General features: G+C 39.1%; 3 protein-coding genes. 1 reads left to right on the plus strand and 2 read right to left on the minus strand.

Annotation, left to right across the window (positions count from 1 at the left end; all coding sequences use genetic code 11):
• The first annotated feature begins 310 nt into the window (after positions 1 to 310).
• Positions 311 to 1,780, plus strand: a complete 1,470-nt coding sequence (locus tag Q0K35_RS05810) for a UPF0236 family transposase-like protein (RefSeq protein WP_294561729.1) — start codon at positions 311 to 313, stop codon at positions 1,778 to 1,780.
• 285 nt (positions 1,781 to 2,065) lie between these two features.
• On the opposite strand, the gene Q0K35_RS05815 is transcribed toward Q0K35_RS05810, so the two are convergent.
• Both Q0K35_RS05815 and Q0K35_RS05820 read right to left on the minus strand, forming a co-directional pair.
• A complete protein-coding gene (locus Q0K35_RS05815; RefSeq protein ID WP_294561730.1) occupies positions 2,066 to 3,106 on the minus strand; it encodes a transaldolase family protein in 1,041 nt (346 codons plus the stop codon).
• Between the two features lie 7 nt (positions 3,107 to 3,113).
• Positions 3,114 to 3,980: a class II fructose-bisphosphate aldolase gene (locus Q0K35_RS05820; RefSeq protein WP_294561731.1), complete on the minus strand. Its 867-nt coding sequence runs from the start codon at positions 3,978 to 3,980 to the stop codon at positions 3,114 to 3,116.
• Positions 3,981 to 4,043 lie beyond the last annotated feature (63 nt).

Here is a 4,043-nt window from a genome sequence, read left to right on the forward strand (position 1 = left end):
CTTAAAGATAGTAAAAAGCAAGTAGGATTTTCCACATCTGCGAATTCCTGTAATTACTTTTATCATCCCATTATCTTTTCGATCAATCAATTGTTGAAGATAAATATCTCTTTTAATTTCCATGATACACTCCCTTTTTTTGTGCATTTGCACACTTTTTAGTAATTACATTGTATCACAGAATGCTTTATGAATTCAATTTCATTCCCTTTTTGATCGTGTAAAATAATTGCGGAATGAAAAAAGGGTACAAAAAAAGTGATAATGTTCTATAATTGAATTTGCACAAACAAGAAAGGACATTATCACCATGAATAGTTTATCACAAAATACTTCTCTTTTAAATACTGATCTTTCCCATGATCTTTCTTTTTTCCTCTCCCTTCTTGATGCTCCCTTTGCTCCCTTCATGTCTTCGCTTGACTATGCTTCTATGATGACGAATGCTTCCTCCTGGTTCTATTCCTTCCTCAGAATTGCCTTTGTCTCCGCTATCGAAAAAGCTGACCTCCTCTTTCGTACTTCTCCTGGCAGGATCCAGCGTTTCTACGTCAAGCAGACCCGTTCCCGTTCGATCATCACCATCTTTGGTGAAATTACTTTCAAAAGAACGGAATATCAGCGCAGAGATACAAAAGAGCCTTACTGCTATATCGACCGCAAGCTTTCTCTTCTCCCTCGTCAGCGCTATGACTGCTGTATTGAAGCGAAAGCTAAAGAAATTTATGCCGATCACAATTCTATGATCAAGACCGGAAAAATCCTTGGTGAACAGATCTATGGTTTCTTCTCCCTTGATCCTGACCGGAAGTTTCGTCACCTTTCCCGCCAGACCGTCTATAACCTTCTTCACCGTTGCGGAAGGATCCATCTGCGTCCTTCCCCTATGCCTCACACGCCCGACACCCTTTACATCATGGCTGATGAAAAATGGGTACCCCTGCAGGGCGAATGCACAGAAGATACCCCACATGTCAGGGAAATGATCAAAGTTGCCGTTTGTTTTGAAGGCAGGGAAAGAATTCTGAAAAAGGATGGTACTCCTACCGACCGCTTCTGTCTGAAAAACAAATATATCTACAGCTCTTGCTCAAGTGAAAAAAACCATTTCTGGGAAAATCTCCAGGATCATCTTGCTACCCGCTATGACCTGAACAAAGTTAAAAAAATCTATATTATGGGAGACGGTGCCAGCTGGATCAGGAACGGCATCAGCGAAATGCGGATGCCCGGAACCACCGTCAAGGCTGCCCTGGACCGTTTCCATGCCTCACAGGCGATTCACCGTATGACCTCTGACAAAGTATTTCAGGAAGTCCTTATCCGTTATCTCTTTGAGCTGAAGCGAGAGGAATTCGATACGGTCGCAGAAATCGCAAGAAGCTATCTGAAAGAAGAAAACGAAAGAAAACGATTCGATACAAATCTTGACTATATTCACAGACATTGGCATGAAGTCAAGGTCATGGTGAAAGAGGTAAAGATCGGCTGTGCCATGGAGCAGGCAATCTCGCATATCATAGCTTCCCATTTCACATCTGTACCGAAAGCCTATTCCAGAAAGAATCTGCCGCTGTATCTGAACAGTCGGATTCATTCTCAGAATGGCGAGGATCTGATCCGGCTAGCCCTGATGGCAAGAGATGTCAGCCCTAAAGGAAAGGATGTCGCTCTTAATGAGAACTATGATTTCTCATTTTTTGATGATCAGGTTCGAAAAGAAACCTTCACCGTTCACTTGAGAAACAGATCCAATAAGAAAGAAACTTATCCGTTCTAATTCTCAGACGTTTTTTCAAAACAAATCATATAAAAGCAGGCAGGTGATCCTCCTGCCTGTCATTCACTTATTTATTGTCGCATTCAGTTATTTTCATTTCACTTTTTTAATTTTCCGCAATTACTTGACACTACCCCCTTTTTTTTGTGCATTTGCACATTTTTTAGTAATACATACTATATATTGAAATACTATCATACCCCATTATTCCTAAAAAAATATGGATAAGCTACTATCATTTAGCTTATCCATTTTACATAAGTATATTAAAACTTAAAAGACAATTTATCTATTTAGATAATCATTTACATACCGTTCGGCGTTTCTCCACGCTTCTTCAAAAGAACTTCTGAATAATACCACCGGCCCGAATTCCTCATATTCTTCCGGTTTGATTTCATTTACGAAATAAGCCTTTCTAAAATCAGGAAGTTTGTCACACAACTCATCAATGACTGCTTCCGGTGTGTCCATTCTAAATCTCTCTACTACCGGTGGATTTTCTTCTATCAGCTTATCTGCCGTTCCTACCCAATTAATCGTAATGCTTGCATCTGCACCAACCATCTCTGTGAAATGATGCAGTCCTCTGGCTCCACCACCAATAAAACCTACTTCTGAATTGGCTTTTTTGCACATCCAATAAGTCTTCTTGGCTGCAGCAATACCCGCTTGCCATAAAAAATCATCATGAATATCAATACCTTCTTTTTCAGCTGTTTTTTTCAAATATTCTTCTAAAATACCCGAAATATGCGAAAAATAAATAGGTGCCTTCTTTTCTAAGCCTTTTGTTGCCCTTGTATATACCTCACATACATCTAATGCTTGCCTTACGCTCATAACCTCAGTAGCATTAATAGGAACTCCTTCACTTGCAAGAATTTCAATAGCTTTCAATCCTTCTTCCGTTACAGGCACTTTGCACATAATATTTTCTCCTGCTTCACGATTCAATCGTCCATATCGCACGATCGTATCGCAATCTTCGTGAAATGGATCTCCCTGAATACTAACATAACCATTTTTCTTAAAGGTATCATCATAGAGCGGTTTAAATATTTTAGCAATTTCACCAACTAAATCTTTTTGTATATTCACAACAATTTCAGTCGTATCCAATCCCTTATATCGTTCAATCAATGCATTGATTTTAGGTTGAAGATCATCTTTCTGCATCATTTTCCAAACATATGCCGGATTTTGTGTACAACCGACAGCTCCTTCTTCAATGGCTCGGTATGCTTCTTTTTCAGTTACATTATTGATCCAAAAGCGAGTTTGTGTTAATTCGCTCACTCGATGAAAATAATTTTTATTCTCCATATTTCCTCTACTTTCTTATGTATTCTTCTATAAAGCTCATTGCTTGATTTACACTTCCAAAAACATTCATTTTTTCAGCCATTCTTTCTTTATAGCCGGCATCCATCCATCTCCAATAATCCAATTGATCGGATACAGTCATATGCTTTTGTAAGGTATTGCGGGCATTCAATCGAAAATCACTGCCCACATTCACTTTACATATACCCATCTTACATGCTTTGGACATCATTTCATCAGGAACACCTGAACCGCCATGAAGCACTAAAGGAATATCGACAACATCCATGATTCTTTGAAGCAGATCAAGGTCTAATTTTACATTTAACTGATCTTTAGGAACATCAAAACTATTCGTTGTTCCGATGCATACTGCTAAGCAATCAATACCCGTTTCCTTTACAAATCGCAAAGCATCTTCAGGCTTTGTCTTACCTTCTTCAATGTCCTTAGCATCTCCTAAACCTACGACACCTAATTCACTTTCAACGCTTACTCCTACGATATGAGCTAATCCTGTCATTTCTCTGACAAGCTTAATATTTTCTTCTAATGGATATGTCTGTCGATCAACCATGATGCCCGTATAACCTGCTCTTATCGCCCACATATTCTGCTCGACAGTGCTACCATGATCCTGATTAATAGCAACAGGAACCCACGTTCTTTCCGCAAGCTGACGTGCGATTTGCCCATATCGATAAAAATCCTCTTCAAAGCGATCATAACGGTGATTTAAAATAATGGGTGAGTAATTTTCTTCGGCAGCTTGTATGGCTACCTTCATATTACCCTCACTCTGCATGCTGGCTGCCAATACTGCATAGCCATTCTTTTGCGCATGCTTTAAAAGATCGATCATATTCACTAACATAACATATTTACCTTGATCTGTTTATTCATAATATAGAGATGCTTTACCATCCGATCTAAAAAG

The organism is uncultured Traorella sp. (assembly GCF_944327115.1).
GTDB lineage: Bacteria > Bacillota_I > Bacilli_A > Erysipelotrichales > Erysipelotrichaceae > Traorella.